This window comes from Paenibacillus sp. 01T422, from assembly GCF_056398785.1.
The window spans coordinates 1-3,823 of record NZ_JBFTQB010000644.1; the positions used below are offsets into that span (position 1 = coordinate 1).

At 52.1% G+C, this 3,823-nt stretch carries 4 protein-coding genes; all 4 read left to right on the forward strand.

Going from position 1 to position 3,823, the window contains the following annotated elements:
* On the forward strand, positions 1 to 793 hold a 793-nt coding region (argC, locus tag AC1DUA_RS28030), incomplete at its 5' end, for an N-acetyl-gamma-glutamyl-phosphate reductase (RefSeq protein WP_477502886.1).
* 26 nt (positions 794 to 819) lie between these two features.
* On the forward strand, positions 820 to 2,046 hold the full coding sequence (gene argJ, locus AC1DUA_RS28035) for a bifunctional glutamate N-acetyltransferase/amino-acid acetyltransferase ArgJ (RefSeq protein WP_477502887.1): 1,227 nt from the start codon (positions 820 to 822) through the stop codon (positions 2,044 to 2,046).
* Positions 2,047 to 2,090: 44 nt separating this feature from the next.
* Complete coding sequence (gene argB / locus AC1DUA_RS28040; RefSeq protein WP_477502889.1) at positions 2,091 to 2,861, forward strand: acetylglutamate kinase; 771 nt, start codon at positions 2,091 to 2,093, stop codon at positions 2,859 to 2,861.
* 23 nt (positions 2,862 to 2,884) lie between these two features.
* Positions 2,885 to 3,823: acetylornithine/succinylornithine family transaminase (locus AC1DUA_RS28045; protein WP_477502888.1), on the forward strand; the 939-nt coding region annotated here is incomplete at its 3' end.

The window sequence follows — 3,823 nt, forward strand, 5'->3', positions numbered from 1 at the left end:
GCTTTCACCGAAACTTTTGGCTGCTGGCCTGAAGATTATTGATATTTCCGGGGATTTAAGATTGAAATCAAGCAGCGATTATGAAAAATGGTACAAAAAGAAGCCAGCTTCCGAGGATATCTTGGCGAAATCGATCTACGCCTTGTCCGAAGTATTCGGAGACGAAGTTAAGGGCAGCGACCTGATCGCAAATCCTGGCTGTTACCCAACCGCAACGCTTCTGGGACTGATCCCAGCAGTGAAAACGGGTTGGATTGATCCGTCCACGATCATCATTGATGCCAAATCGGGCGTATCCGGTGCTGGGCGTGGCGTTAATCTAGGTGTGCACTATGCGGAAGTTAATGAGAATTTAAATGTGTATAAAGTGAATAAACATCAACATATTCCGGAAATTGAGCAAGCGCTCAGCCGTGTAGCGGGTAAGCCGGTAGTGACGACTTTCACGACACATCTCGTGCCAATGACACGCGGAATTATGTCTACAATGTACGCTACAGTGAATGGTGAGCATACGGCTGCAGATTTTATTGAACTCTATCGTCAATTCTATGAAGGCCGTAAGTTTGTACGGATTCGTCAAGAAGGCAAGTTCCCTTCTACGAAGGAAGTATACGGTTCTAATTACTGTGACATTGGTTTTGCTGTGGATGAGCGGACGGGTCGCGTGACGATCGTTTCTGTTATTGATAATGTCGTGAAAGGCGCTGCTGGGCAGGCCATTCAAAACTTGAATTTGATGTACGGTTGGGAAGAAACGACCGGATTGCTTTTCGCACCGGTATATCCATAAGAAGCGGGACATGTGAGGAGACGAGGATGTTGGATACAGTTAGTTTCACGGTGGTGCCTGAGGGCACAGTAACGACACCGAAAGGCTTTCGTGCAGGCGGCCTGCACTGTGGTTTAAAGAAGACGGAGCGCTACGACCTAGGCGCGATCGTATGTGATGTGCCAGCAGCAGCGGCAGGCGTGTACACGCTGAATGCGTTCCAAGCGGCACCGCTGCGCGTAACGCAAGAGAGCATTGCCCAAGGCGGCAAGCTGCAGGCAATGATCGTGAACAGCGGCAACGCGAACGCGTGCACCGGCCAGCAGGGCGAAGACGACGCATACGCGATGCGTGCAGCCAGCGCGAAAGCGCTAGGCGTAGCTGAGCACCAAGTCGGCGTGACGAGCACAGGCGTAATCGGCGAGCTTCTGCCGATGGGCAAGGTGCTTGCGGGCATCGAGCAGCTGCCGCAACGGGTAAAAGAAGACGGAGGCGAAGACTTCTGCCAAGCGATCCTGACAACGGATCTTGTGCAGAAGATGACGTGTGTCCGTCTTGTAGTTGGCGGCAAAGAGGTTCACATTGCCGGGGCTGCGAAGGGTTCGGGGATGATTCACCCGAACATGGCGACAATGCTCGGTTTCATGACAACCGATGCACCGATCGAAAGCGAATACCTGCAGCAGCTGCTCAGCAGGATCACGGATAACACCTTCAACATGATCACTGTTGACGGAGATACATCCACCAACGACATGGTCGTGGTGATGGCTAGCGGTTTGGCTGGCGGCGAGACGCTAACTCCGGAGCATCCGGATTGGGAAGCATTCGCAGCTGGTTTTCAATACGTTGGCGAGTACCTGGCCAAAGCGATTGCACGCGACGGCGAGGGCGCGACGAAGCTGATTGAGACGACGGTTATCGGTGCTGAGAGCGACGAAGCGGCTCGTAAGATCGTGAAGTCGATCATTGGATCGAGCCTCGTGAAGTCCGCCGTTTATGGCGCTGATGCGAACTGGGGCCGGATCATTGCGGCTGTCGGTTACTCGGGACAACCGGTGAATGTGAACACGGTCGACATTCGCTTAGGCGATATCGCAGTTCTAGAGCAGTCGCGTCCGGTGAAGTTCGATGAGGAAGCAGCACTGGCTTATTTGAAAACAGACACCATTCAAATTCATGTGAATTTACATRTGGGCACTGGCAAGGCAACGGGCTGGGGCTGCGATTTGACATATGATTATGTGCGAATCAATGCGGCTTACCGCACATAAGGAAGCAAAGGGGAACGAACGCAGTGAAGAACAATTGCTTTGTGATGAAATGCGGAGGCAGCACGCTTGCGGCGCTGCCTGCCAGCTTTTTTGAAGATATGCGTCAGCTTCAGGAGGAAGGCATCGTAACGGTTATTGTACACGGTGGCGGCCCCGCCATTTCGGATACGCTCGGGAAGCTGGGCATCGAGTCTGGTTTCGTGAACGGCCTGCGGGTGACAAGCGAAGCTGTGTTGGACGTAGTAGAGATGGTTCTATCTGGTCAGATCAACAAAGAGATCGTACGCCGTATTCAATTGACAGGCGCAGCAGCGCTTGGCTTGTCCGGTGTAGATGGACATTTGATCGAGGCGAAACCAGTGGCGAACAGCCACGAAGTTGGTTTAGTCGGTGATGTGACAAGGGTTAACGCAGAGTTGATTCAAGGCATCGTGAACATGGGCTACATTCCGGTTATTGCGCCGGTTGGGCTTGGTGAAGATGGCGGACAGCGTTACAATATTAATGCGGATACGGCAGCTGGCGCAGTGGCATCCCACCTTGGCGTGGAACAAATGGTTGTCGTGACGGACGTACCTGGCATTATGAAGACGGTTGACGGTGAGAAACAGGTGCTGCCAGTTGTAAGCGTCGCAGAGATCGAAGAGATGATTGCAAGTGGAGACATTTACGGCGGCATGATTCCTAAGGTTCGCGCAGCGATTGCTTGCATTCAAGGCAAGGTGCAGGAAGTTGTGATTGTGAATGGTTCTGAACCGAACGTACTCAGCAAGGTGCTGAAGGGCACCGGGATTGGCACACGGATTGTAAGATAATTATTTCAGAGGAGGGAATGTACATGAGTGAAACGGGTAAAAGCTCGCTCTTTCCAACGTACGCCAGATATCCAATTACACTGGTGAAGGGGGAGGGTAGCCGACTATGGGACGATACGGGCAAGGAGTACATCGATTTGATGAGCGGAATTGCGGTAGCGAACCTTGGACACGCGCCTCAAGAAGTGAAAGAGAAGCTTGTAGAGCAGTTGGATCAGCTATGGCATGTAAGCAACCTTTTCCATATTCCGAACCAGGAAAAACTAGCTTCGTTACTTACGGATAACAGCTGTGCGGATGCTGTATTTTTCTGTTCCACAGGAGCAGAAGYGAATGAAGCCGCAATCAAGCTGGCACGTCGCTACAACCAAAAGGTGCTGAACAACGGTCGGTACGAGATTATTACGTTCAACATGTCGTTCCACGGACGGACGCTCGCAACATTGACCGCTACGGGTCAAGAGAAAGTGAAGGAAGGCTTTCATCCGCTTCCCGAAGGCTTTGTGTATGCGCCTTATAACGATATCGAGGCTGTGCGCAGTCTTGTGAATGACAAAACATGCGCGATCATGCTGGAAATGGTACAGGGCGAAGGCGGCGTATTGCCGGCTGATCCGGAGTTCGTGAAACAATTGGCAGAGCTGTGCAAACAAGAAGGCCTGCTTTTGATAGCGGATGAAATCCAAACGGGCGTAGGGCGTACAGGTAAACTTTTTGCCTATGAACACTATGGTGTTGAGCCTGACATTTTTACATTGGCCAAAGGCCTGGGCGGCGGGTTCCCGATTGGCGCTATGCTGGGGAAAGCTTTCCTTGCTGAAGGGTTTAATGCAGGTAGCCATGGTTCGACATTTGGCGGTACGCCGATTGCAACGGCTGCAGGTTTTGCGGCTGTGGATACGATCCTTACACAAAAGCTGCCAGAGCGCGCAGCCGAGTTAGGCGAGTACACGATCAAGAAG

Coding starts and splice junctions, on each gene's coding strand:
- argB (WP_477502889.1), top strand. CDS start 2,091: ATGAAATGCGGAGGCAGCACGCTTGCGGCGCTGCCTGCCAGCTTTTTT.